The following is a 23,538-nucleotide window of genomic DNA, read 5'->3' as shown; positions in this document are numbered from 1 at the left end:
CGGGCCGCGCCCCGTTTTCGACGACCGCTCTACGCCTGTCCCGGTGATCCTCATAGGGGGCTTTTTGGAAAGCAACATTTTTCCAAACGCGTGTTGCTTTATCGCAGGCTCGCCAGCATCTTGCGCGTCGCATTTTCCCGACAGGAGATTTCAATGACCTTCGACAAGAACCCGTTTCCAGAGGGCGATGCCGATCGTCACGCGCTCTGGGAAATGCTGGTGCGGCGCGACATCGACGCCTTTATCGGTCAGGACTGGTCGATGGTCGAGGATGATTTCCTCGCCGACAGCTTCTTCGGCATGCATGCGCATTTCCTCAGCGATGCCGACGCCTGGCGTCTGCAATTCCCGAGCCTTGCCGTCTATCGCGACGAATGGCTGCGCCAGGCCAAGGAGACGGCGGCGACCGAATTCGCCGAGCCGCTGCGCGAGGCGCTGTTTCGCGTCACCAACATGCGCGACATCGACGTCGATGGCGACCGCGCCGTGCTGCACAAGAAGTTCAACGGCTCGGTGGCCAAGGCCGATGGCAGCGTCGACAAGCTGAAATGGCAGACGCTGTATTTTTGCAGGAAGGTGGCGGGCCACTGGAAGATCGGCGGCTTCGTCGGCTACATGCCACATCCCTTGGGGATCTGAGTCTTGCCGCTTATGCTATTGCCGGCCTTCGCGCACGAAGACGTGTGCCTCCCGGGCTGCAGTTCTAAAAGCTCGCCAACCGAACTCACTCGAGCTCAAGCGAGTTGAACGGGACAGGTTCGTCCAACAGGGCTAGCGGGAGCGGTGGTCGAACACGACCGCCATGGTCTTACCAATTGCCGCCATGACGACGAGTTCGACGAGATCGTCGTCGCTGTCGACACAGGTTGGATCCATGCGGCGGATGGCGTCGAGCGCCGCCCTGGTCGAGACGGTATCGCCGGCGCGGAATCTGGAAAGCGCAGAGGAAACAAGGTTCTGGGTTGTCACGTCGATGACAGGTACGCTCGGCACTACGTTCATGGCTTCCTCCTGCCAAGAACCCTCTCCCGAAGGAAATAATACGCCGAACGGCGTCGTGCGCCAGCGGAATCGTGGTCCGACCAGATTGCCTGGCGGGCACGTTTGCGTGTTTGATAGGATCGAGCCCACAGCATCCAGGACCGGACATGAAACTGTACTTCAGCCGCAATCCCAATCCGCGCCTCGCGGTTGCAACGGCACGTCATCTGCAGGCCAAGGTCGAGTTTGAGTTCGCGGCACCCATGGCGCCCGGGCAGGCTGAGCGGTTTCGTCAGCTCAATCCCAATCTTACCCTGCCGATATTGGCATGGACGGGCGGCAGCCTGTGGGAAGCCGACGCCATAGCCTGCCTTCTGTCGCGCGAAGCGGGTTCGGATTTCTGGCGCGGCGGCGGCGACCAACCCGACATGATCCGCTGGCTAAGCTGGGGCAAGGAAAATTTCGTGCGGGCCTGCGACACCGTGCATTTCGAGCGCGGAACCAAGCAGCGCTACGGGATTGGGCCCGTCGACCAGGGCAAGGTCGAGGAGGGGCTGGCGGAGTTCCGCATCGCGGCAGCGATTCTCGAGGCGGAGCTCGCCAAGCGGCCATGGCTTGTGGGCAAGTCGCTCTCCTATGCCGATTTCCGCATGGCGACGTTTTTGCCGTTCAACGATGCAGCCGGCCTGCCGCTGGCGGACTATCCCTCTGTTCTGGGTTGGTATCGCCGGCTCGAAGCCATCGATGCCTGGCGCGATCCCTTCGACGGGCTGGAAGCGCCGCTTCTGCCGCCGGTCAACTCCGCTTGATGTGCCTTCCCTATGGGCAGATGGGCTGATGTGTGGCGCTTTGGCAGCATAGGTGTGGAACAGCGGGCGAGTTGCCATGGCGCGCTCGACGGCTCGCGGCCGGGTTGATAAGCCCTGTCCGCAAGGAGAGTCGTGACATGACCGTAGCCATCGAGATGGGACAGACGACGGCGGGTGCGCCGGCGGCGCTCGACCTTGAGGAGCTGCTGGCGACCCGGCTTCTGGTGCAAGGCAATTCCGGCTCCGGCAAATCGCACCTTTTGCGCCGGCTCCTGGAGCAGAGCGCGCCCTGGGTGCAGCAGACCATCATCGACCCGGAAGGCGATTTCGTCTCGCTGGGCGACCATTACGGCCATCTGGTCATCGATGCCGAGGAGCATACGGAGCGTGGCCTGCAAGCAGCCGGCGAGCGGGCGCGCATCCACCGCGTCTCCACGGTGCTCAATCTCGAAGGGCTCGATGCCGAGAACCAGATGCGGCGCGCCGCTGCCTTTCTCGGCGGATTGTTCGAGGCCGCCCGCGAGCATTGGTATCCGATGCTGGTGGTGGTCGACGAAGCGCAGCTGTTCGCACCGGCGGTGGCCGGCGAGGTTTCCGACGAGGCGCGCAAACTCTCGCTCGGCGCCATGACCAATCTGATGTGCCGCGGCCGCAAGCGTGGCCTTGCCGGCATCATCGCCACGCAGCGGCTGGCAAAGCTCGCCAAGAATGTTGCGGCGGAGGCCTCCAACTTCCTCATGGGCCGTACCTTCCTCGATATCGACATGGCGCGCGCCGCCGACCTTCTGGGCATGGAACGGCGCCAGGCGGAGGCGTTTCGCGATCTGGAGCGCGGGCACTTCATGGCGCTGGGACCGGCGCTGTCGCGCCGCCCGCTCGGCGTGCGCATCGGCCAGACCGAGACCAGCCCGCGCAACGGTACGCCGCGGCTGATGGCAATGCCGGAAACAGCGCTTGAAGACGCACGCGCCATCATCCTGGCGGCGCCGCCGCCCGAGACGATCCGCGCGCCGCGCCGGATGGCGTCGCCGGAGCTGCTCGACCAGCTGATGGCGGCCAAATCGGCGGCGCTGGACATCCGCCCCGAACCTGCGGAACCGGCGGTAAGCGCCGAGGATATGGCCGAGCGGCGAGAGCGGGTGGACCGTGTCCTGCGCGCCATCCTGGCGCAGCCCGATGCGGGTTTCCGCGTCATCGGCGTGCTTTATCAGGAGTTCGTCGTCCGCTGCCGCATCGAAGGCCTCGCTTCGGTGGTGCCGGACCTCTCAGAATTCCGTCGCATGCTGACGCGCGCCCGCGCCGGGCTCGGCGCCGACATGGCAGGCGATGACGCCTGGCAGGACGTTTCCGTGCGCGCCTCGCTGCTGCCCGAGGACATGCAGGGCGTGTTCATGATGATCGCCCGCGCCGCCAAGGAGGGCTGGCCGTGCCCGAGCGACGCGGCGATCGCGCGCGCCTACGGCTCGCATTCGCTGCGGCGCGCCCGGCGGCTGCTCACCTATATCGAGGAGCAGGGCCTCATCGTCTGCCAGCTCGACGGCACCGGCCGCCGCACGGTGACGCTGGTCGAGCTCGCCTGGGCGACGGCGCCGGGCGACCCCAATGCCGCGGAGGCGGAACAGGGCAGCCTGGCGCTGTGAAACGCGAACAGGCAGCTACCTGACTTGCTTGCGCGGTTCTGAACAAGATGTGTTTCGCCGATCGGCGCGTGACGATTTATGATGGGTCTCCGAGAATCGCAGAACGGTTCGGGCGGGAGGGTTGTCCGGTGCGGTTGAAATCTTTGGCTGTCTTTGTCTTTGGCCTCCTCGCCATCGCCGGCAACGCCTTGACGGTGTCTGCCCGGTCTTTTGCCGCGTCCTCCGATATACCAGCCTGGCTGCAGGCCCATGTCGGCAATGACGACGGCGAGATTTCGCAAGTGGTGCTGGAGCGGGCGCGCGCGCTTTACCTGAAGAAGGTCGCGCAAGGCGCGGTCCATAATGGCTGCTATTTCGCCATGGATGCGACGCGCCCCGGCGATCTCGGCAATGGCGTGCTGGGGCGGCGCTACTACGTCATTTGCGAGGCCAAGCAGTCGTTCAGGGCGATCTCGTCGGGCCATGGCGGCGGCCGCAATTTGAAAGGCGTGGTCGATTTCTCCAACGGGAAGCGCTGCGCGAGAAACTTCGGCAATGCCCTGGACTCGTCCTTGACGACCGGTGGCGCCTATATGACCGGCGAGGCAAAGACCTCATTCAAGGGTTTTTACCGCATCGGCGCAAAAAAAGACCAGGCGCTGCTGCGCACCTTCATCCAGTTCGACGGCGAGGGCGAGACGGCGAATGCCAGGCAGCGGGTGATCGGCGGCCACGCGGCGCGGCTGTTGCGCGGCATGTGCGTGCGCAAGAACCCGAACAGCTCCTATGCCGACCATGACGGCTTCGTGCCATACGGCAAGCTGGTGGATTATGCCGGCGGCCGCAGCAATGGCTGCACCAGCTGGCCGCCGTCCGACGCCGACCAGATCATCTCGATGGTGAAGGGCAATCCGACGACGCTCTATATCTACCCGGAATCGCGCGACATCACCGCCGTTGGTAAATCGGGCGCCTATTGGAATGCGTCCTGCCTGAAGGAGATCGGCAAGCCGAAATTCTGGCCGCGAAAGAGCCTTGAGCCGATCATCGCGCAATACGCCAAGGACAACCCGCCACCGCCGCCACAACCGTTGCCGATCTGCACCGGGCCGTGAGGGATGAGTCCTCGGCTCGGCATTGTCGGCGGCGCGGACTGGCTGGGCGGCGCCGCCGATCCGATGGGCTCTACTGATTGATCTCGGGTTCGACGAGCTTTGCCAGATTGCGCAGCGACTCCTGCCAGCCGAGATAGCAGGCTTCGGCCGGAATAACGTCCGGAATGCCGGCCTGCGTGATGTCGAGTTCCGTGCCGACCGACACTTTCTTCAGGAGCACGGTCACTTCGATCTGGCCGGGCAAATTGGGGTCGTCGAACCTGTCGGTGTAGCGCAGGCGCTCGCCGGGAACGAGTTCGAGATATTCGCCGCCGAAGGAATGGCTGCCGCCCGTCGTGAAGTTTCGGAACGACATCTTGAAGGCGCCACCGACTTTCGCGTCGAAGCTGTGCACGGTGCAAGTGAAGCCGTTCGGCGGAAGCCATTTCGCCAGCGCGTCGGCTTCTGTGAATGCGCGGTAGACCTTCTCCGGGCTGGTCGTCAGAACGCGGTGCAAACGTACGGTGCTTGGCATCTCTTCGGTATCCTTTGTGGTTTCGTTGTCCGATGCCCCAAGGACGGGTGAACCTCACCCGGTCCGACATAGCCTGTCAAATTTTCTTGAGCCCTTTGCCCGCGGCCATCCGCCCGCGACTTCGACCGCCGCCTCAGGCAGGCGGTCGTGTCGCGTCAAATTGCATGCATCATTGACAGGTTGCCTAACTTTTCGGCGCGGATCTCACAATTTATTAAAATTGTAAGTCTCTCCTACAAAGTTGTATTAGGATCAGCTTAACGCCTTCGGCATTATCTATTAAATGATGGGCGACGATCTCCTTGGTGTACTATAGAATGATTCCCTGGAACGACGGATCAATTTAAGAGTTGATCCGAAATGGTCGCTCGAAGGTTGTCGAACGACCAAGGCAGCACGCGCAAGGAGTGTCGGAATGACCACAGTCCTCAACGCCAAAGGCATTCCACTTCCGTATACCGGCGCTTCCACCCATTGGTTCTCGGCGACTGGAGGCGCGCCTTACCGCTACGGCACCTCGGGCAACGATTCCTTCTGGGGCGACACCAACGTCAAGGTCACCATGTATGGCGGCGCGGGCGACGACTATTACCATCTCTATTCGACGATCAACAAAGCGGTCGAGAACTACGGCGCGGGCGTCGACACGATCGATACCTGGATGAGCTACAAGCTGCCCGCGAATTTCGAGAACCTCGTCGTCACCGGCGACGGCCACTATGCCTTCGGCAATGGTCAGGACAACATCATAACGGGCGGCGCTGGCAGCCAGACGCTGGACGGCGGCAAGGGCAATGACGTGCTGATCGGCGGCGCCGGCGCCGACACCTTCATCATCACCAAGGGCAATGGCAGCGACCTTATCTCCGATTTCGGCGCGACCGACACGGTGCGCCTCAACGGCTATGCCTTCACCTCGTTCGAGGCCGTCCACGCCAATATGGTCCAGGTGGGATCGAACGTGCAGCTGAACCTCGGCTCGAGCGAGGTGCTGGTGTTCCACAACACCACGATCGACAAGTTTCAGCCCGGCCAGTTCGAGCTGCCGATCGACAAGGCCGGTATGACGCTGTCCTTCAACGACGATTTCAACACGCTGAGCCTGTGGAACGGCCAGAGCGGCATCTGGGATTCGAATTTCTGGTGGGGGGCGCAGAACGGCAGCTCGCAGCCCCAGAACGGCGAGCTGCAATGGTATATCGACGCCAATTATGCGCCGACCAGCTCGGTCCATCCGTTCAGCGTCGCAAGCGGCGTGCTCACCATAACCGCGGCGCATACGCCCGACGACATCAAGCCGCTGATCAACAATTACGAATACACTTCCGGCATACTGACGACGCACGACACCTTCTCGCAGACCTATGGCTATTTCGAAATGCGGGCCGATCTCCCGGAAAACGCCGGCGCGTGGCCGGCCTTCTGGCTTCTGCCCGAAGACGGTTCATGGCCCCCGGAACTCGACGTGATCGAAATGTATGGGCAGAACCAGAATGCGCTTCTCATGACCGCGCACACAAATGAGACGGGAACCCACACCACGGTCGGGTCGACGGTGAATGTCTCCAACACCGACGGCTATCACACCTATGGCCTGTTGTGGACGCCGGACAAGCTGGTCTGGACCTATGATGGCGTCCAGGTAGCGGAAGCTGCGACGCCGTCCGATATGAACAAGCCCATGTATATGCTGGTCGACCTTGCGGTCGGCGGTCAAGCCGGCGCGCCACCGGACCATCTGGCGACGCCCGCGCAAATGAAGATCGACTATATCCACGCTTATACGCTGAACGATGTGCAGCAGAGCCATCTGAGCACGACAGCCGAGCACGCGGTCTAGATGTCGCGAGACCGCGCGCCAATCAGCGATGCGGCCATCGGCCTGCGCCCGGTCTTCCTGCGTGGCATCGCCGACATCGGCATCTTTTCGTTGCTGATCAACATCCTGCTCCTGGTGATCCCGCTCTATCTGCTGCAGGTCTATGACCGGGTGTTGCCGTCCTCCAGCGTCGAGACGCTGCTTTATCTCTCGGCCATGGCGGTCCTCGCGCTCGCCTTCCTCGGCCTGCTGGACGCGGTCCGCGCCATCTACGCGCAACGTGTTGCGGCCACCGTCGACCAGAAACTGGGCGCGCGGACATTCGCCGCCTCGCTTGGCGCCAGACATGCCGGCAGCGGGCTGTCGCCGCTGAACGACCTTGCCACGACTTGCGCCTTCATCAGGTCGCGCGGCGTGGCGGTGTTGTTCGACCTGCCGTTTGCGCCCGTCTTCCTGGCCTTGCTGTATTTCATCCATCCCGTCCTGTTCTGGCTGACGCTCGCCGGCGCCGTGCTGCTGTTTCTCTTGGTCGTGGCCAACCAGCTTGCCATCGGCAGGAACGATGCCATGTCGGCGGAACGCTCGGCGGTGGCCAGCCAGGCGGAGCAGGCCTTCGCCCGCAACACCGACACGCTGCGCGCCATGGGCATGGTGCAAAATGCCGCCGCGGTCTGGGGACAGCACGTTGCTGAGGCGCTGACCCTGCATGACCGTTCCGGAAGCGCCAATGCGATCTTCAGCGCGACGTCGCGGGCGCTGCGCATGATGCTGCAACTGGCGATACTCGGCGCCGGCGCGTGGCTGGTGCTACAAGGGCAGATGACCGCCGGCATGATCTTCGCTTCGTCGCTGGTGTCGTCGCGCGCGCTGCAGCCGCTCGACCAGCTGATCGGATCCTGGCGGCAGATCGTCGACGCCAAGCGATGCTGGAAACGGCTGGACACCGCCCTTGCGGCGCAACCAGCGCAGGGGCGCAAGCTCGCACTGCCCGATCCATTGGGCGCGATTTCGGTGCAGGATCTGTTCTTCATCGCGCCGACTGCGGCTTTCGGCACGGAGCCCATCCTCAAGCGGTTGAATTTTGCCATCGGCGCCGGCGAAGCGGTGGCGATCGTCGGCCCGAGCGGGGCCGGCAAATCGACGCTGGCGAAATTGCTTGTGGGCGCGCTGCAGCCGACCGGCGGCGCGGTCAGGGTCGACGGCGCCGACCTGAGGAGCTGGGGCGAAACCCAGCTTGGCAGGCATATCGGCTATCTCGCGCAGGAGGTGGAGCTTTTCCCGGGATCGATCGCGCAAAATGTCGCCCGCTTCGAACCCGACGCCGATGACGCCGCGATCGTCGAAGCGGCCAGGCGCGCCGAGGCGCATGAGCTGATTCTCACGCTGCGCGACGGCTATCAGACCATGATAGGCCCGTCGCATACCGTGCTGTCGGGCGGCGAGCGCCAGCGGATAGGGCTGGCGCGCGCCTTCTACGGCAAGCCACGCATGCTGGTGCTGGACGAGCCCAACGCCCATCTCGACGGCAGTGGGGAGGCGGCGCTCGAAGGGATGCTTTCGGCCGCGCGAAGTGTAAGCGTCACGACAGTCGTCATCACGCATCGCCCTTCGATCGCCGCGGCCTGCGACCGCGTCATGGTCCTGCGCAACGGCATGGTCGAAGCTTTCGGCCCTGCGAGCGAGGTGCTGAGGCAACCGGCGGCCGGCAAGGCCGGGAGCGCGGTGGTGACAGGCTCGTTCGTGCCGACCGTGCGCCCGCACAGCGTCCGCTTCGGGTCATAGACGATGATGCAGCAGAGCCTCGCCTTCGAAGGTCGACCGCGCACCGACTTCCGCCGCATGGCCGTCGTCGGCTACGTGGCCATAGCGCTCTTCGTCGGCTGCTTCGGCTATTGGGCGGCGAACGCGCCGCTCTCCGGCGCGGTGATCACCTCCGGCACGATCTCGGCAACGGGCGGCAACATCCTCATCCAGCACCCCGAGGGCGGCATCATCGAGCAGTTGCTGGTGCATGAAGGCGACCGCGTGCAACAAGGCGAACCGCTGGTCCTCCTCGACCGCACGGCGGCCGAGGCCGACCTCAACCGGCTGACCAGACAGTCGATCGCGCTCAGGGCAAGTGCCGCGCGGCTGGAGGCCGAGCGCGACGGATCGGACAGGCTGGCGCCGATCGCCGAAGCAGCACCCGCGCCGTTCCAGAGGGATTTCGACAATCTGGTGCACGAACAGCAGAAGGAGTTCGAGGCCAGGCTCGCCCGGTTCCGCTCCGAGCAGTCGATCCTGGCGCAGCGCGTCGCCATGCATCGTGAGTCGGCGCTGGGACTGGACGCGCAGAAACTGGCCATCCAGCAACAGGCCGAGATCGTGAAGAAGGAACTCGGCATCAAGACCGGCCTGCTCGACAAGGGTCTCACCAACCGCAGCGAATATTCGCAGCTTCTGCGCAGCGAGGCCGATCTGGTCGGCCAGGCCGGCGCGCTGGAGGCGGATATCGCAGCGACCAAGACGCAGATCGTCGAAGCCCAGGCGCAGATCGAGCGGGCGACGACGCAACGCGTAGAGGACGCGCTGACCAAGCTCGACGAGGTCCGCACCAGCCTGGCCGACATCGGCGAACAGATCACCGCAGCCGAGGCGGTGCTGGGGCGCACGACGATCAAGGCGCCGGCAGCCGGCATCGTGGTATCGTCGACCTACAACTCCAAAGGCAGCGTGATTGCGCCGGGGCAGAAGATCATGGAGATCCTGCCGACCGCGTCGGGCCTCATCGTCGACGCGAAGCTGCGGCCGAAGGACGTGGATCTGGTTCGCGTCGGCCAGCCGGCGAAGCTCAGGCTGTCCGCCCTGAACGCGCGCCTCACCCCTGAGGTCCCGGCTACGGTGACGCAAATTTCCGCCGACCGGCTGATCGATGAAACCACGCATGAGGCGTATTTCCGCGCCAGGCTGAAGATCACCGACACGCTGCCGCAGGGCGTGAAAGCCGAGCAGCTTTACCCGGGAACGCCGGTCGAGGCGTTTATCAGTACCGGCGACCGAACCTTCCTCGAATATCTGGCGCGGCCGATGCTGGACTCGTTCGCGCGGGCGTTCACGGAGCGATAGGCGCCAACTCGTCCTCCCAGTTGACGCCGCCGTAGAACACCCTGAGAATCACCACCTGGTCGCCTTCTACGGTGAAGGCCACAGTCAGGCGGCGCTCGAAGCCAACGATGCGAAGCCCCGGCCGCACATCATCCCTTACGGTTCCGCGTTCCGAGGCATAGTCGAGACCCAGGCAAAATCGCTCGATCCGCTCGATGTAGCGAAGGGCGGTGAGGTTGCCGGATGCGTGAGCGACCGTATCGTATATCCATAACAGGTCCGTCTGGGCTTTCCGGCAAAAGGACAACATGCCGGCGCTTCACACGTTCCCCTTGAGGCGAGCTGCGTGATGTGCGCGGATGCTGTCAAAAGACTTGTCGGCCGGGATGGCCTGGGAGGGGTCTGCCTTCCACCTATCATAGGTCGGCGCGACCTCCTCACGCAGCCAGCGCTCCACAGCGGCGTCGCGTTCCTGCAATGCGCGAAGACCGGCGCGGATCACTTCACTGCTGGTCGCGTATGTGCCGGACCGAACGAGCTGGTCGATGAAAGCAGCCTGCTCGGCCGGCAGGCTGAAGGTGCGTTTTTCGGTGGCGGACATGGATCCCTCCTATCAGGTTGGTATGATATTATCATACCAACGGCGAGATCGCACGCCCCAATATAGGCTTAGGGACCGCTCCCCTTGGCGTCGGCAAAGACACCGGACATTCGGTTCGGATGCCTGAGATGGGTCGGCGTGATGCCGGTCTGCTGGCGGAAGACACGGCTGAAATGGCCGGCATTGGGAAAACCGCAGCGGTAGGCGATGTCGCCGATTGCCAAGTCGCTCCCCTCCAGCAGCGACTTGGCCTGATGTACGCGCAGCGCAAGATAGGCGGCCATCGGGCCGATGCCGAGCTCGGCGCCGAACAGCCGCTCAAGCTGGCGCCGGGATAAATGCAACCGGCCCGCGATCTCGGCGACCGACAGCGTCTCCTGGAGATTGCTTTCCATCAGAAGCAGCGCCCGTTTCACCGCTCGGCTCGACGCGGCCGGAAAGAGATCGCCGACGGGCTGCACATCCAGGCTCGAGCGGATGCGGTCGAGCACGAGGGTCTTGGCGGCTTTTTCCGCAGCCTTGCGGCCGATGAACTGCGACACGAAATGGCCGGCAAGGTCGGCCGCACCCGTGCCTCCGGCGCAGGTCGAGCGGCCCCTATCGACGGAAAACAGGCTGTCGGCATGGGCGTTCACATCAGGGAATTGGCTGCGGAAATCCTTGATGTGAAACCAGCTGACGGCAGCACTGTAGCCATCGAGCAGACCGTAGCGCGCGAGCACGAAGCTGCCGGTGCAGAGTGCCGTCAGCGGCACGCCCTTTTCGGCCGCCCGCAACAGGAAGGCCTCCTTTTCGGAGCTGAGGCTGCGGTTGGTGTCGAGCAGGCCGACCACGACGACATTGTCGAACTCCTGCGGATTGCCGATCGCCTTGGTCGGCAGCAACTCGACACCGCAACTCGCCCGGATCGGCAGGCCACGCTCGCCGACGATCTCCCAGTCGAACTCGATCCGGCGGCTGCGGTCGCCTTCATCGCCGGCCAGCCGCAGCGTGTCGATGAACAGCGACAGCGGCGACAGCGTGAAGTCGCGAACCAAGAGAAACGCAAACCGCCTGGCCATTGTTGCTCCGAAACCGTTCCTTCGGGTGGATGGAGCCTAGTTGCTGAAGATTGGCACGGACTCGAGCACCATGCCCCTCAGGATTGGCCGCCAGATGTCGGAGATGAGATTGACGACCTTAGTGTGCAACCGGTCGGCCATCTCTTCTCCAATGTTTCGAGAATAGGTCCAAAAGAGCTTTGACCGATTGTTGGAGCCGAATGTAAGGATGATCTTCGGTTAGGCGGGAGGGAGCATGGGTCTCGACTTGGCGGTTTTTAAAAGCGTTTCGACCATGGAGCGGGAATTCCCCGGCTATCGCTTTCAGCGGGATCCGGAAAACGGCGAATGCGAGGTGATCCATCCCGAAGACGTGACTCTCACCTGGGACGATGTCACAACGCGTGACTGGCGTGTCGGAAACATAGCCCACATTGCGGCGCTCGGGGAGCTGATTGCCGGTCTTCTCGGCGAAGGGTCAGCGCTGGAACGGATGGTCCTCCTTTCAGCCAGCGGTGTTGGAGACGTCATCGAGGAGCCGAGCTTCGGCGAGCTTGAGCGCGAATTGCGACTGATCGAATCCAGCACCGACCCATGGGTTCGGGAATTTGCCGATGGACTAGTGGAATTGATCAGTATGGCACGGCGTGAGAAAAACCCTATCGTGTTTGTGTAACCTGCAGCACCAAAGCGGAGCCCAAGCCATGACCCTGACCAATCGCGATATCATCGAGCTGACGGCATGGCGCCGCAAGCTGCACCAGCGGCCTGAAATCTCCAACGAGGAAGAACAGACCGCCAAGGAAGTCGTCAGCTTCCTCGCCGATACAGGGCCGGACAAGGTGCTGACCGGCCTCGGCGGTCATGGCGTGGCGGCGGTCTATGACAGCGGCCAGGCGGGGCCGACGGTGCTGTTCCGCTCGGAGATCGATGCGCTGCCGATCGAGGAGCTTTCGGGCGTCGAGCATGCCTCGCAGGTGCCGGGAAAATCGCATATGTGCGGCCATGACGGCCACACCGCGATCCTGGCCGCACTCGGCCGCCAGCTCGGACGAGAACGGCCGGCGCGCGGCCGCGTCGTCTTGATGTTCCAGCCGGCGGAAGAGACCGGCAATGGCGCGGCCGGCGTCGTCGCCGATGCGCGCTTTGACGAGATCGCGCCGGATTTTGCTTTCTCCCTGCACAATCTGCCGGGCGTGCCGTTCGGCGAGGTTCGCCTCAAGCCCGGCGTGGTCAACTGCGCCTCGCGCGGCATACGCATCGTGCTGGAGGGCAAGACCGCGCATTCCTCCATGCCCGAAACCGGCGTGTCGCCGATGCCGGCGATCAGCCAACTGATGCCGGCGCTTCCGGCACTGGGGCGCGGCACTTTCGCCGATGCTGATTTCAGCATGGTGACCGTCACCCATGCTACCATGGGCGAGGCCGTGTTCGGCATCGCGCCCGGCTACGCCGAGGTGTGGGCGACGCTGCGTACAAGGCGCGACGAGCGCATGGCGGAACTGGTCGCGGCGGCGGAAGCGTTGGCCACCAGGATCGCGGCCGAGCATCACCTTTCCGTGCGCTGCGACTATCACGAGATCTTCGTCGCCAGCGTCAACGCTCCAGACGCGGTGGAACATCTCAACCGCGCGCTGGACGAAGAGGGCGTCGCGCGCAGCGAGGAAGCCTTGCCGATGCGCGCTTCGGAAGATTTTGGCATCTTCGGCCACAAGGCGAGCTCAGCCATGTTCTTTCTCGGCGCCGGCGAGCGCCATCCTTCGCTGCACAACCCCGATTATGATTTTCCCGACGATCTGATCCCGATCGGTTCGAAGATCTTCATGCGCACGGCGCGCAACCTGCTGGGGTGAGCGGCCCCTGCAAAATCCGCATCCTGAAGCTGCCTTTTTCCCGCTGGAATCGTCTTGTAGTCGCGTCCTACATTAGGAGGGGCTTGCGGATGAGAATTGCAATGGTCGTCGCGTTGACTGCGACAGTGGCAGGGTGCGTATCGTCTCCGGTCCAGTATGGAGCCTCGCTCTCGACCCAAGACCCGAAATGGGCGACGCCGGAATGCCAGCAGGCCCGCACCGATGCCATGAATTATGACGCGCGCGAGAAGGAGCATCCGGGATGGGCCGCCGGCGTCGTGCTGGGGCCCTACAGCATGGGTCTCGTGGCGGCGATCAAGGAGCATGAGCAGCAGCAGCGAAGGCTGTTGGCGCGCGAGGTGCATTTGCAGTGCTCAAGCCTGCCGCTGCCGAAGGATTTGGACTTCGATCCAAAGATCTACGCGCCAAAGCCGACGCATTACCCCTGAGGGTGGCTTGCCGGCGGCGATCATGATGCGCCCTTGGCGTCAGAGGCCAGTCGACCGGCCCGCGCAGCTCGGGTAACAATGACCGTCTTTGGCGAAAGGGGTCCAATGCGGCAAGTGCCCATCGTGATGCAGCCGTTTGGCGGCATGGCGAACAAGATGTTCCAGTACATGTTTTGCCATGTGCTGGCGAAGCGTATCCCCGGTGGCTATGTCTGCGACGCCGACCTGCCGGAATGGTCCATTGCCAGGGTGCGGCCGCCTTTGTTGTGGAAATACCGGCTGCTTCGGGTCGACGGCTATCACCGCTACGACCTCGACGGGATCATAGCCGCGTTCCGCGACAGGCGGGCGCGGAGCATCCGCTTCAAGGGCTTCGCGCAGCGGCTGGGTTATTATGACCGGGACGAGGTCTCCGGGCTGTTCGACGGGCGTGCCGTCGCCGCGCCGACCCATGGCGACGATTTTCTCGTCATCCATGTGCGGGCCGGCGACATCCTCGACGGCTTCCACCGCAACTATTGCCCGATGCCATTCGGCTTCTTCGAGACGCTCATCAAGGATAGCGGCCGCAAGCCGGTCTTCGTCGGCCAGACCCATGACGACAACGATTATTGCCGGCGCCTGCGTCAGCGTTTTCCCGATGCTGTCTTCGCGCCGAAGGCGTCGCCATTGACCGATTTCGAGACGCTGCGCCGGGCGAGCCATCTCGTCACGGGGGTGAGCAGCTTCTCCTGGCTGGCCGGTTGGTTGTCTTCGGCGCGGACGATCCATCTGCCGGTGGCCGGCATATTCGACCGGTGCATCAGGCCGGATATCGACCTGCTGCCCCTTGACGACCCACGCTATCGGTTCCACCAGTTCGACATGGGCGACTGGACGGGCTCTTCGGAGCAGCTTGCGGCATTTTATGGCGATGCGATCCCGTTCCGGCAGGTCGAGCCTCAAGCAGCAGCGGGTGGCGCGGGGAAAGCGTTGCGATGAGAATTCCGTTTTCCGTCAACAGGCCGGTGATCTGCGCGATCATGAAGCTGGAGCAGCCCTATGTGATCGAGTGGGTCGCCTGGCACAAGCTGCATGGCTTCGACCTGATGATCGCCGACAACTGCAGCGCCGGACCGCAGACGGCGGTGCTCCAGGCGTTGCGCGATGCCGGCTGGATTCGGCTGGTCGACTGGCGACACGACACGGTGCTGCCGCAGCGGCGGGCCTATTCCTATCTTTACTGGCAGGCATTGCTCCACGGCTATCGCTATCTGGGCTTCATGGACGCCGACGAGTTCCTCGAGCCGCTCAACGCGCCGCCCTGGAGCGGAGCCGAACTGGTCCGCTCGCTTTTGAGCCGCCCGGGCGTGCGCAGCGTCGCCTTTCGCTGGGTGAATTTCGGCAGCGACGGCAAAGAGGCCTATGACGACGAACTGGTGACGGTGCGGTTTCAAAGGCGCGGCACGCATGACGCCCCGACCGCGCGCTGGAAGAAGTCGTTTGCCCGCGTGTCCTCGGTGCTGCGCAAGGCGCTGCGGGATCCCGGGCAGTTCATGCCGCACCCGCACGGTTTCCGCATCTCGCTGCGCAGGACGCTGGTCGACGGCATGACGCTCGACAAGCACCCGGCGGCCATGCCGATGGAATGGAAGATCGGCTGGATCCGCCACTATGCCGTGAAATCGAGGCAGGAACTGGCCGACAAGCATGCCCGCGGCGGCGGCTTCACGCCGTCGAGCGAGGCGCCGTCGCTGGACGAGTACCGGGTATCGAGAGATCAGAACGATATTCTCGATCCGCTCGACGATGCGACGGTGGGCGCCTTGCGGGCAAAGGTTTCGGAAATCGTCAGGTCGCTCGACCCGGCGGTCATCCCCCAGACGCGGCCGCTTTTCACGCAGCGGGGTTGAGGATCAGCGGCGCGGTAGCCATGCCATGAAACGACATCGAGGCGCGGCGCTCGGCATTTGCGGCATCGAGCCGCCATCCGGGCGCACGGGTGAACAGGGCTTCTATCATCGCCGCGATCTCGATACGGGCGACATGCTGCCCGAGGCAGACATGCAGGCCGGTGCCGAAGGTCATCGACATGGTTGGCGGGCGCGTGAGGTCCAGCCGGTCGCCATCGGCGAAGACGGCATCGTCGCGATTGCCGCTGCCGAGCACCGGCACGACCGCTTCGCCAGCCGCAATCCTGACGTCGCCGAGGTCGATGTCCTGCGCCGCGATGCGGGCGACGGCGTATTGCACCGAGGCGCCATAGCGCAGCAGTTCGGCCGCCGCGCTGCTCCAGTCGACAGCGCCGCGCTCGAGCAGCGCGCGCTGTTCGGGAAAGCGATCCAGCGCAACAATTGCGTTGCCGAGAGCGTCGACGACAGTCTCCTGTCCGGCAAACAGCATGAAGACGATGTTGGCCACCATGTCCCCGCGCGACCAGCGGCCTTGCGCAACCTCCCGCACCATGCCGGCAACCATTCCGTCCGGCCGGTAGGCCTGTCGAGCCAGCCGCTCCTCGACAAAAGCCTGGCATTCGCGATAAGCCTCGGCGCTTGCTGCCGGCGGCTGCGCTCTTCGCAGGTCGAATGCGCTGGCCATGCGGCGGGTCACCGATTTCAACGCCCAAGGGTCCTCGATCTCGATGCCGAGGATTTCCTGCAGCAGCCAGAAGGACACCGGCACGGCGAGCCCGGCGACGGCGTCGACGCGGCCATCCGCCAGCGCACGCTCGACCAGCTCGTGGCTCAGCGCGCGAAGACCTTGCGTCAGAGCTTCGATGGCCGGCCGTGAGAAAAAGCCAGCGACCGGCCGGCGCAAGGCGCCATGCTGAGGCGGATCGGCGAGCAGCACCGAGCGGCTGAGCAGAGCCATGGGCGCATGGTCGACGAGCTTGCGGCGGACCTCTTCATATGTACCCGGCGGCGCCTGAAGAAGAGCGGGATGCTTCAGCGCGCCCGACACCAGCTCATGGCTGAACACATAATGCGCGTCGGCCAGCTCGGGATAGGGCGCGACGCCGCGCGCAATGCCGCCGGCGGCGCGCATGCGGGCGAAATGCGGAAACGGGTCGTCGCCGAGCGCGAACGGATCGAAATGCGGAGCTGTCATGACGGCTCGAATCTCATGCCTTGAGATTCTTGGCTGAAATGACCCTGAAGCCGCCTGACGTGGCGTCCTGCGGGAAGAAGTCCGGCATGACGTAGAGGAACTCGCATCCGTAGACGCGGTAGTGCATGCGCAGCAGCGGATCGCGGATGATCTCTTCCAGCGGCGGTCTTGTGCCGGTCTGGTTCCAGCGGTCGATGGTGGCGCGGAACCGCGCATCGGCCTTGACATGATCATACTCTTCGCCCGAGGAGCCGGCATAGGACGAGCAGCGGCCATCGCCGATCAGCCAGCTGGCGCCCAGGCGGCGGCCGTGGCTCTCCATCTCCTTCAAGAGCCGCACCGCCGTGTTGGAGCCGCGATGGCTCGGCCGGACGCAGAGATTGTAGGCGTAAAGTGCGTAAACCGGCTCGCTGCGCGGCAGCGATGCATAGGCATCGAAATTCCTGGGGAAATCGGCGCGCACCAGCGGATCCTGGCTGGTCTCGGTAAAGCAGATGGTGCCAGCAAGCAGATCGCCATCGATCGCGCCGAACATGGTGTGTCCAAGTGCCAGCCGGTGGCGGATGGTCGTTTCGCTCGCCTGCAGCGGTGCGGCCCAGGCGGCAGCCTCAAGCTCCATCAGCAAAGGGATGTCTTCCAGGTCTAACCGGCGGATGGGTATCGCAACATCGTCTAAATTCATGTGTCGGCTGCCTCGACTTCTAACGCGTTGATGGCGCATGGCAGTTTCTTGCCAATGCGGTTTGCAGCTTCACGGAAACGTCAACCTGTTCTATCTCCTGTTTGACGCATGCCGGATCGAGAACCATTTCACGGCTTTCACAAGCCTGTCTAATTATCATGGTTCCCCTTTGCAATTACATACGGACAACGGAAACGCATGATATTTTACGTCGCGCACCGGGAGCACGCCTACACGCAGGCGGTGGTGCTTCTGTATCACCGGACTGACCTGGAGGCGTGGTTCCGGCTGGTGCGCTACGAGGATGCCGGGCTGCTGCGCGGCGTTCGCGCCGGGGTGGTCATCTGGTCCGACATGGACCGGCTGACATCGGACGAATTGAGCCGCGCGGCCGGCATCAGCGCCGAACTGGCTGACAACACCGGCCTGACGCAGCTCAATCACCCGACCGCCAGCCTGCAGCGCTTCGACCTGCTGCGCCTGCTTCATGCCGACGGCAGCAACGCTTTTCGTGTGTTCAGGCCGGACGAGCTGGAAGAGGCGATACGCTATCCCGTTTTCATCCGCGACGAGACGGGCGCACTCTACAGGGAGCCGCCGCTGCTGCACGACCGGCCGGCGCTGGACGCCGCGATCGCCCGGCTGGACGGTAGCGATCTGGTGCGGCCGATGGTGGTGGAGATGATCGGCACCCCCGGAATGGACGGTTATTTCAGGAAGTACGCGGCGTTTCGGGTCGGCGATACGATCTACGGCCAGCATTGCGCCATGTCGAAATCGTGGTTCGTCAAGAATTCGCCCGAGCAATTGCTGCCGGCGCATATCGAAGAAATCAGGACCTATGTCGATACGAATCCTGACGCCAATGCGGTCATGCAGGTCTTCGAAAAAGCCCGCATGCAGTATGGCCGCATCGACTACACTTTCGTGGACGGCAGGCTTGTAGTGTTCGAGATCAACAGCAACCCCACCGTGCTCAGCGACCCGCCGACGCCGTTCGCCATCTATGACCCCAAGCCCTTTGCCGATCTTCAGGCCGACGCGCTGCTCGCGCTGCCGCAGGCTACCGAGGCGGACTCGCTGGCTGCAATCGACACCGCCCACCAGTCGGCGCTGGCCAAGTTGCGGCGCCATTACCAGATGAGGCGGTTGAAGTTAACGCTGCGAAAAGTGCTCAGGAAGAGGAAATAGCCGCCGCCTCCTCCGCAACCCGAAAGTACACCACGTCACGTTTCGTCGGATCTTGTCACAGCCTGCCTGGAACCAAATCACGGGCTAGATTGTTCAAGTTGGTTACGACGCCGACGAGCCCTGCCGGTTGGGTGAGCGGCGCACTTGAGGAGCTCCCACCATGACCATCTCGTCCAGCTTTCGTTCGCTCGCGGTTGCGGCCATCACAACTGTGTCCGTCAGCGCTGCCAGCGCCGCGCATGCCGATAGCGGCACGATCCGCTTTGCCGTCTACAAGGCGGCCTTCTTCGTCGGCGGTTCCGGCGGCGAGGGGACGCTGACCTTCCACGGCCGCTCCTATCCCATCACGATCGGCGGCGTTTCGGGCGGCTTCGCCTTCGGGGTTTCCAAGACCTATTTCCGGGGCACCGTGCGCCATATCCGCAGGGTGCGGGATGCGACCGGGGTTTATGGCGCGGCCGGCGGTGGCGGCGCGCTCGGCAAGGGCGCGCAGGTGATCGTCATGACCAACGACAAGGGCGCCCAGCTCGAGCTTACGGGCCGGCAGGTGGGGCTGCAGGTGAATGCAGATTTGAGCGGGATGGCGATTTCGTTGAAGTAGGGGGGCGGGCGAGCTCTGGGTGGGCACAGGCGCCCAGGGTGATGGCAATCGCTTAGGGTGCCCCCCACTCCGTCTCGGCTTCGCCGAGCCACCTCTACCCCCACATTCGTGGGGGAGAGGAAACGCTAATTTTCGAGGTTGCGGCCTCGACAGTGTTGAGTTTTTTCTTCGCTCGAAAAGCTTGGCATTTCCTCTCCCCCACGGACGTGGGGGTAGAGGTGGCTCGGCGAGCCGAGACGGAGTGGGGGCTGGCGCTGGCCTCGGCCCCCTACCGCTCCTCCACAATCCGCAAATACGCCGCCGTCACGAACAGCACGATCAGCCCGAACAAGATCCGCCGTGCCCCCTCCGGCATCTGCAGGATGGTCAGCAGTGTTGTCAGCACGGTCAGGATCAGCGCGCCGATGATGGTGCCGGTGTAGCCGCCGCGGCCGCCGAAGATGGAGGTGCCGCCGATGACGGCGGCGGCGACCGAGGGCAGCACCAGCGGTTCGGCGAGCGACAGCGACGGCGCCTTGATCAGGCCGATATAGAGCAGGCCGGTGATGCCGGCGAGCGCGCTGGAGGTGACGTAGAGCGCGGTGATGACCTGCCAGTATTGCACGCCCGACAGGCGGGTCGCGCGCTCATTGTCGCCGACGGCGTAGAGCAGGCGGCCGAAGCCGGTCCGGGCGAGCGTGAAGACGATGAGGGCGGCGAGCGGCACGAACAAAAGCAGCGCGTTGGGGAAGCCCCATGTCACGCCGGTGCCGAGCCAAGCCAAGAAGTCGGGGATTTTTGCGCCCGACGCGATCACCGTGCGCTGGTAGACCTGCAGGCAGCCGGTGCCGATCAGGCTGGTGCCCAGCGTCATGATCAGCGGGTGGACGCGGAAGACACCGACGCCGATGCCGTTGACGAGGCCGATCAGCACCGCCGGCATCATCGCCAGCAGGAACGCCACCGCCGGGTCCTGGTTGACCACTTGCGTCGCCATGATGAAGGCGCTCATCGTTGCCACCGTGCCGACCGACAGGTCGATGCCGCCGGTCAGCATGGTCATGGTCTGGCATCCCGCGAGGATCGCCAGCGGGATGGCGAATTTGATGGTGTTGGCGATCCAGCGCTCGTTGACGATGCCGGGGCGCAGGACCTGCAGGATTATAACCAGGATGGCGAGCAGGACGATCAGCGGGATGAGCGGGCGATCGGCCATGAAGCGCTTTATGCGGCGGCCGAAGGGGACCGGGGTGATGGCGGTGGTGCTCATGGGGTGCGCCCAATGTTCTGCGAGGACAGTGCTCTACGGCGCCCCCCTCTGGCCTGCCGGCCATCTCCCCCACTTGTGGGGAGATTGGCAGCTTCAGCGCCTCGCTCATTCTTGCAAGGTTGGAGATTGGCGAAGGTCGTCGCGACATCCAATCTCCCCCCTTGTGGGGGAGATGTCCGGCAGGACAGAGGGGGGCGCGAAGGAACGCCGACGTCTCTCTGCGACAGCACACCCATCATTGCCGCCCCCGCATCGTGATAAACGCCCCGAACATCACCACCGCCACCATGATCAGCCCCTCGATGATGGCGGTGACATTCGGGTCGATGGCAAGCAGCGTCAAATCCGTGCGCACCAGGCGCAACACGAAGACGGCGACGATCGGGCCGAGCAGGCCGCCCTTGCCGCCGCCGAGCGCGACGCCGCCCAGCACCACGGCGGCGACGCTGGCGAGCAGATAGGGGCCGGGGATGGGGGCGCCGATGCCGGTGCTCATGGTCAGCGCCAGGCCGCCAAAGGCGGCGAACAGGCCGGACAGCGCATAGGCGATGATGCGAGTGCGCTTGACCGGCACGCCGGAGCGGAACGCCGCCAGTTCGCTAGAGCCGATGGCGTAGATGGAGAGGCCGAGGCGCGAGCGCCGCAGCGGTATCCAGATGACGCAGAGGCACACGATCAGCACCAGCAGCGCCTTGGGCAGCCAGGCGTCTATGGCGTCGGGCAGGCCGGGGATCGGTACGGTGCCAGAGATCAGCGCCTTCAGCCATTCGGCGATGCCGCCGCCCGGCGCGTCGAGTACCAGCAGGGCTGCACCCTGCAGCACGAACAGCATGGCCAGCGTCACGACAATGTCGGGCACGCGGGTGACGACGATGAGCAGGCCGTTGAGTGCGCCGAGCACGAAACCCATGGCCAGCACGAAGGGCACCACGAACAGCGCGTATTCCTCGCTCGCGCCATTCATCATCGACGCCGCGGTGACGCTGGTCAGCGCCATCATGGCGGCGACCGACAGGTCAATGCCGCCGGCGATGACGACGACGGTCTGCGCGGCGACTGCGAAGGCATAGGGCAGAACGGCTCGGGCGAGCGAGCCGAAATCATTGCTGCCATAGGCCGGCTGGATGATCCTGGTGGCGATGAACAGGACGATGAGCAGGGCGAACAGGCCGACGACCCAGCCTTGGCGGCGCAGGAAATGGCTCATGGCGCGGCCTCCGGCGAAGCCGAAGTGTTCGCGGTCGGATCAGCCAATATGCCGATATCGGCCTTGGCGCCGCGCGGCAGGCCGTAGGCGGCGCGCATCAGCGCCGGCTCGTCGGCCTCCTCGACCGGAAAAATGTCGACGAGGCGGCCGCCGAAGATGACGATGACACGGTCGCAGACGCGCTGCACCTCTTCCAGTTCGGAGGTGTAGAACAGCACCGACTTGCCGTTGCCGGCGAGTTCGCGCAGCAGCTTGTAGATCTCCTGCTTGGTGCCGACATCGATGCCGCGCGTCGGGTCGAAGCACAGGATGGTGCGGGCATCCGCCGCGATCCAGCGGGCGATGGTCACCTTCTGCTGATTGCCCCCGGACAGGCGCTGCACTTCGCCCTGGGCGCGGGTGTCGATCTGCAGCCGCTCGATGGCGCTGAGCACGGTCGCGCGCTCGCGGCGCATGTTGATCGGCCCCCAGTTGCGCAGCGCGGCACTGAAGGGCAGGGCGATGTTTTCACGGACCGAGCGCTGCATGGCGAGCGCCTCGGAGCGGTCGCCCGGCACATAGGCAATGCCGGCGCGGATGGCGTCGATCGGGTGGGAAAATTTCACGGGCTGGCCATCGACTTCGATGGTGCCGCCGGAGGGCCGGATCGAGCCGGCAAGCGCTGCGAACAACTCGTCCTGGCCCTGGCCTTCGAGCGCGACGACGCCGGCGACTTCGCCGTCGGCGAGATCGAAGGAGACATCGCTGAGCTTGGCGCCGACGCGCAGGTTTCGCACCGAAATGCGCGGCCGGGTGGTCGCGGGCGCGGCCTTCTCGGCAGCGCTGCGGGCAGCGACATGGGTTTTGACGATGCGGGTGCCGAGCATCAGCTCGACGATCTTTTCTTCCACGCCCGGCACGATGTCGACGACGCCGACGGTCTCGCCGTCGCGCAGCACGGTGGCGCGGTCGCACAGCGCCGAGATCTCGACGAAGCGGTGCGAGATGAAGATCACGGCGCGGCCCGAATCGCCCTGGCGGCGCACCACTTCCAGCACCTTTTCGGCAAGGTTGGCGGGCAGGGCCGCCGTCATCTCGTCAAGCAGCAGCACGTCGGGCTCGACGGCGAGCGCCCGCGCCAGGTCGAGCACGCGCAGCACGGCGAGCGGGATGTCGCGCGCGGTGTCGCGCAGATCGAGGTCAAGAATGCCGAGCTCGCGCACCCAGGCGCGGAATAGCTCGACCGGCGTGCCGGTGAGCCTGAGGTTGGAGAGAACGTCGAGATCGGGGATCAGCGACGGCTCCTGGTAGACGGGCAGCAGCCCGGCGCGGCGCGCGGCGGCCGGCGAGCGAATGTCGCGCGCCTCGCCGCGGATCAGGATGCGGCCGGCGTTCGCCGGAATGGCGCCTGTCAGGATCTTCACCAGCGTCGACTTGCCGGCGCCGTTGGCGCCCATCAGCGCGTGGACCTCGCCCGGCAGCACGGAGAGCGACGCGTTGCGAAGCGCTGCAACTGCACCGTAGTTCTTGGCGACGCCGGTGGCGTCGAGGACGGGGCTGGTGGTCAAATGGTTTGTTGTCAAAATTGATGGTTCCAGAAACTAATGTCGGCGCTCTACGGCGCCCCCTCTGTCCTGCCGGACATCTCCCCCACAAGG

Annotated in this window: 24 protein-coding genes; 14 read left to right on the top strand and 10 right to left on the bottom strand. The window is 64.4% G+C overall.

What is annotated here, in order from left to right:
- The first annotated feature begins 153 nt into the window (after nucleotides 1-153).
- Nucleotides 154-639 carry a hypothetical protein gene (locus X771_RS161730; protein WP_023686540.1) on the top strand — a complete coding sequence of 162 codons (486 nt, stop codon included), beginning with the start codon at nucleotides 154-156 and terminating at the stop codon, nucleotides 637-639.
- Between the two features lie 132 nt (nucleotides 640-771).
- On the opposite strand, the gene X771_RS161735 is transcribed toward X771_RS161730, so the two are convergent.
- Nucleotides 772-1,002, bottom strand: a complete 231-nt coding sequence (locus X771_RS161735; RefSeq protein ID WP_023669703.1) for a hypothetical protein — start codon at nucleotides 1,000-1,002, stop codon at nucleotides 772-774.
- A 146-nt stretch (nucleotides 1,003-1,148) separates the two neighbouring features.
- On the opposite strand from X771_RS161735, the gene X771_RS161740 reads away from it, so the two are divergent.
- From X771_RS161740 to X771_RS161750, 3 genes are all read left to right on the top strand, one after another.
- The gene (locus tag X771_RS161740) at nucleotides 1,149-1,790 is read left to right on the top strand and encodes a glutathione S-transferase family protein (protein ID WP_023686539.1); all 642 of its coding nucleotides are present in this window, start codon (nucleotides 1,149-1,151) and stop codon (nucleotides 1,788-1,790) included.
- 137 nt (nucleotides 1,791-1,927) lie between these two features.
- Nucleotides 1,928-3,430, top strand: a complete 1,503-nt coding sequence (locus X771_RS161745; RefSeq protein WP_023686538.1) for an ATP-binding protein — start codon at nucleotides 1,928-1,930, stop codon at nucleotides 3,428-3,430.
- A 128-nt stretch (nucleotides 3,431-3,558) separates the two neighbouring features.
- On the top strand, nucleotides 3,559-4,524 hold the full coding sequence (locus tag X771_RS161750) for a hypothetical protein (RefSeq protein ID WP_023686537.1): 966 nt from the start codon (nucleotides 3,559-3,561) through the stop codon (nucleotides 4,522-4,524).
- A gap of 70 nt (nucleotides 4,525-4,594) precedes the next feature.
- On the opposite strand, the gene X771_RS161755 is transcribed toward X771_RS161750, so the two are convergent.
- Nucleotides 4,595-5,038: an SRPBCC family protein gene (locus X771_RS161755; RefSeq protein ID WP_023683102.1), complete on the bottom strand. Its 444-nt coding sequence runs from the start codon at nucleotides 5,036-5,038 to the stop codon at nucleotides 4,595-4,597.
- A gap of 415 nt (nucleotides 5,039-5,453) precedes the next feature.
- On the opposite strand from X771_RS161755, the gene X771_RS161760 reads away from it, so the two are divergent.
- The 3 genes from X771_RS161760 to X771_RS161770 are packed head-to-tail and all read left to right on the top strand — an operon-like array spanning nucleotide 5,454 to nucleotide 9,962.
- Complete coding sequence (locus tag X771_RS161760) at nucleotides 5,454-6,878, top strand: family 16 glycosylhydrolase (protein ID WP_023686536.1); 1,425 nt, start codon at nucleotides 5,454-5,456, stop codon at nucleotides 6,876-6,878.
- Nucleotides 6,879-8,639 (top strand): type I secretion system permease/ATPase, encoded by a 1,761-nt coding sequence (locus X771_RS161765; protein ID WP_023686535.1) that lies wholly within the window; start codon nucleotides 6,879-6,881, stop codon nucleotides 8,637-8,639.
- Nucleotides 8,640-8,642: 3 nt separating this feature from the next.
- Nucleotides 8,643-9,962 (top strand): HlyD family type I secretion periplasmic adaptor subunit, encoded by a 1,320-nt coding sequence (locus tag X771_RS161770; RefSeq protein ID WP_023686534.1) that lies wholly within the window; start codon nucleotides 8,643-8,645, stop codon nucleotides 9,960-9,962.
- Here X771_RS161770 and X771_RS161775 read toward each other — a convergent pair.
- From X771_RS161775 to X771_RS161785, 3 genes are all read right to left on the bottom strand, one after another.
- Nucleotides 9,949-10,251, bottom strand: coding sequence for a type II toxin-antitoxin system RelE/ParE family toxin (locus X771_RS161775; RefSeq protein WP_031196911.1), 303 nt, complete (start codon nucleotides 10,249-10,251; stop codon nucleotides 9,949-9,951). The genes X771_RS161770 and X771_RS161775 overlap by 14 nt on opposite strands.
- Nucleotides 10,252-10,260: 9 nt before the next feature.
- A complete protein-coding gene (locus X771_RS161780) occupies nucleotides 10,261-10,542 on the bottom strand; it encodes a type II toxin-antitoxin system ParD family antitoxin (RefSeq protein WP_023669694.1) in 282 nt (93 codons plus the stop codon).
- 68 nt (nucleotides 10,543-10,610) lie between these two features.
- Nucleotides 10,611-11,603, bottom strand: coding sequence for a GlxA family transcriptional regulator (locus tag X771_RS161785; protein WP_023683107.1), 993 nt, complete (start codon nucleotides 11,601-11,603; stop codon nucleotides 10,611-10,613).
- Nucleotides 11,604-11,838: 235 nt separating this feature from the next.
- On the opposite strand from X771_RS161785, the gene X771_RS161790 reads away from it, so the two are divergent.
- The 5 genes from X771_RS161790 to X771_RS161810 all read left to right on the top strand — a co-directional run bounded on the left by X771_RS161790 (nucleotide 11,839) and on the right by X771_RS161810 (nucleotide 15,776).
- Complete coding sequence (locus tag X771_RS161790; RefSeq protein ID WP_023683109.1) at nucleotides 11,839-12,258, top strand: hypothetical protein; 420 nt, start codon at nucleotides 11,839-11,841, stop codon at nucleotides 12,256-12,258.
- 28 nt (nucleotides 12,259-12,286) lie between these two features.
- Entirely contained in the window at nucleotides 12,287-13,435 is a 1,149-nt protein-coding gene (locus tag X771_RS161795; RefSeq protein ID WP_023686533.1) for an amidohydrolase, read from the top strand.
- 89 nt (nucleotides 13,436-13,524) lie between these two features.
- Nucleotides 13,525-13,884 carry a hypothetical protein gene (locus tag X771_RS161800; protein ID WP_023686532.1) on the top strand — a complete coding sequence of 120 codons (360 nt, stop codon included), beginning with the start codon at nucleotides 13,525-13,527 and terminating at the stop codon, nucleotides 13,882-13,884.
- Between the two features lie 105 nt (nucleotides 13,885-13,989).
- Nucleotides 13,990-14,865, top strand: a complete 876-nt coding sequence (locus X771_RS161805) for an alpha-1,2-fucosyltransferase (protein ID WP_023686531.1) — start codon at nucleotides 13,990-13,992, stop codon at nucleotides 14,863-14,865.
- Nucleotides 14,862-15,776 (top strand): glycosyltransferase family 2 protein, encoded by a 915-nt coding sequence (locus X771_RS161810; protein ID WP_023686530.1) that lies wholly within the window; start codon nucleotides 14,862-14,864, stop codon nucleotides 15,774-15,776. The genes X771_RS161805 and X771_RS161810 overlap by 4 nt, the downstream gene beginning before the upstream one ends.
- Here X771_RS161810 and X771_RS161815 read toward each other — a convergent pair.
- Both X771_RS161815 and X771_RS1000000168675 read right to left on the bottom strand, forming a co-directional pair.
- Nucleotides 15,760-16,971 (bottom strand): cytochrome P450, encoded by a 1,212-nt coding sequence (locus tag X771_RS161815; protein WP_023686529.1) that lies wholly within the window; start codon nucleotides 16,969-16,971, stop codon nucleotides 15,760-15,762. The two genes, X771_RS161810 and X771_RS161815, sit on opposite strands and share 17 nt — an antisense overlap.
- Nucleotides 16,972-16,984: 13 nt before the next feature.
- On the bottom strand, nucleotides 16,985-17,653 hold the full coding sequence (locus tag X771_RS1000000168675; RefSeq protein WP_031202403.1) for a hypothetical protein: 669 nt from the start codon (nucleotides 17,651-17,653) through the stop codon (nucleotides 16,985-16,987).
- Between the two features lie 198 nt (nucleotides 17,654-17,851).
- Here X771_RS1000000168675 and X771_RS01000000164645 point away from each other — a divergent pair, with 198 nt between their 5' ends.
- A complete protein-coding gene (locus tag X771_RS01000000164645; RefSeq protein WP_023686527.1) occupies nucleotides 17,852-18,844 on the top strand; it encodes a hypothetical protein in 993 nt (330 codons plus the stop codon).
- 160 nt (nucleotides 18,845-19,004) lie between these two features.
- Nucleotides 19,005-19,445 carry a hypothetical protein gene (locus X771_RS161825; RefSeq protein ID WP_023686526.1) on the top strand — a complete coding sequence of 147 codons (441 nt, stop codon included), beginning with the start codon at nucleotides 19,005-19,007 and terminating at the stop codon, nucleotides 19,443-19,445.
- Nucleotides 19,446-19,713: 268 nt separating this feature from the next.
- Here the strand turns inward: X771_RS161825 and X771_RS161830 are convergent, their stop codons facing one another.
- The 3 genes from X771_RS161830 to X771_RS161840 form a co-directional block, all read right to left on the bottom strand.
- Entirely contained in the window at nucleotides 19,714-20,694 is a 981-nt protein-coding gene (locus X771_RS161830; RefSeq protein ID WP_023669687.1) for an ABC transporter permease, read from the bottom strand.
- A gap of 235 nt (nucleotides 20,695-20,929) precedes the next feature.
- A complete protein-coding gene (locus X771_RS161835; protein ID WP_023669686.1) occupies nucleotides 20,930-21,901 on the bottom strand; it encodes an ABC transporter permease in 972 nt (323 codons plus the stop codon).
- Nucleotides 21,898-23,448, bottom strand: coding sequence for a sugar ABC transporter ATP-binding protein (locus tag X771_RS161840; protein WP_023686525.1), 1,551 nt, complete (start codon nucleotides 23,446-23,448; stop codon nucleotides 21,898-21,900). Before X771_RS161840 ends, X771_RS161835 begins: the two co-directional genes overlap by 4 nt.
- Between the last annotated feature and the right edge of the window lie 90 nt (nucleotides 23,449-23,538).

Source organism: Mesorhizobium sp. LSJC269B00 (assembly GCF_000502815.1).
GTDB lineage: Bacteria > Pseudomonadota > Alphaproteobacteria > Rhizobiales > Rhizobiaceae > Mesorhizobium.
This window is presented reverse-complemented; position numbering and strand designations above follow the sequence as displayed.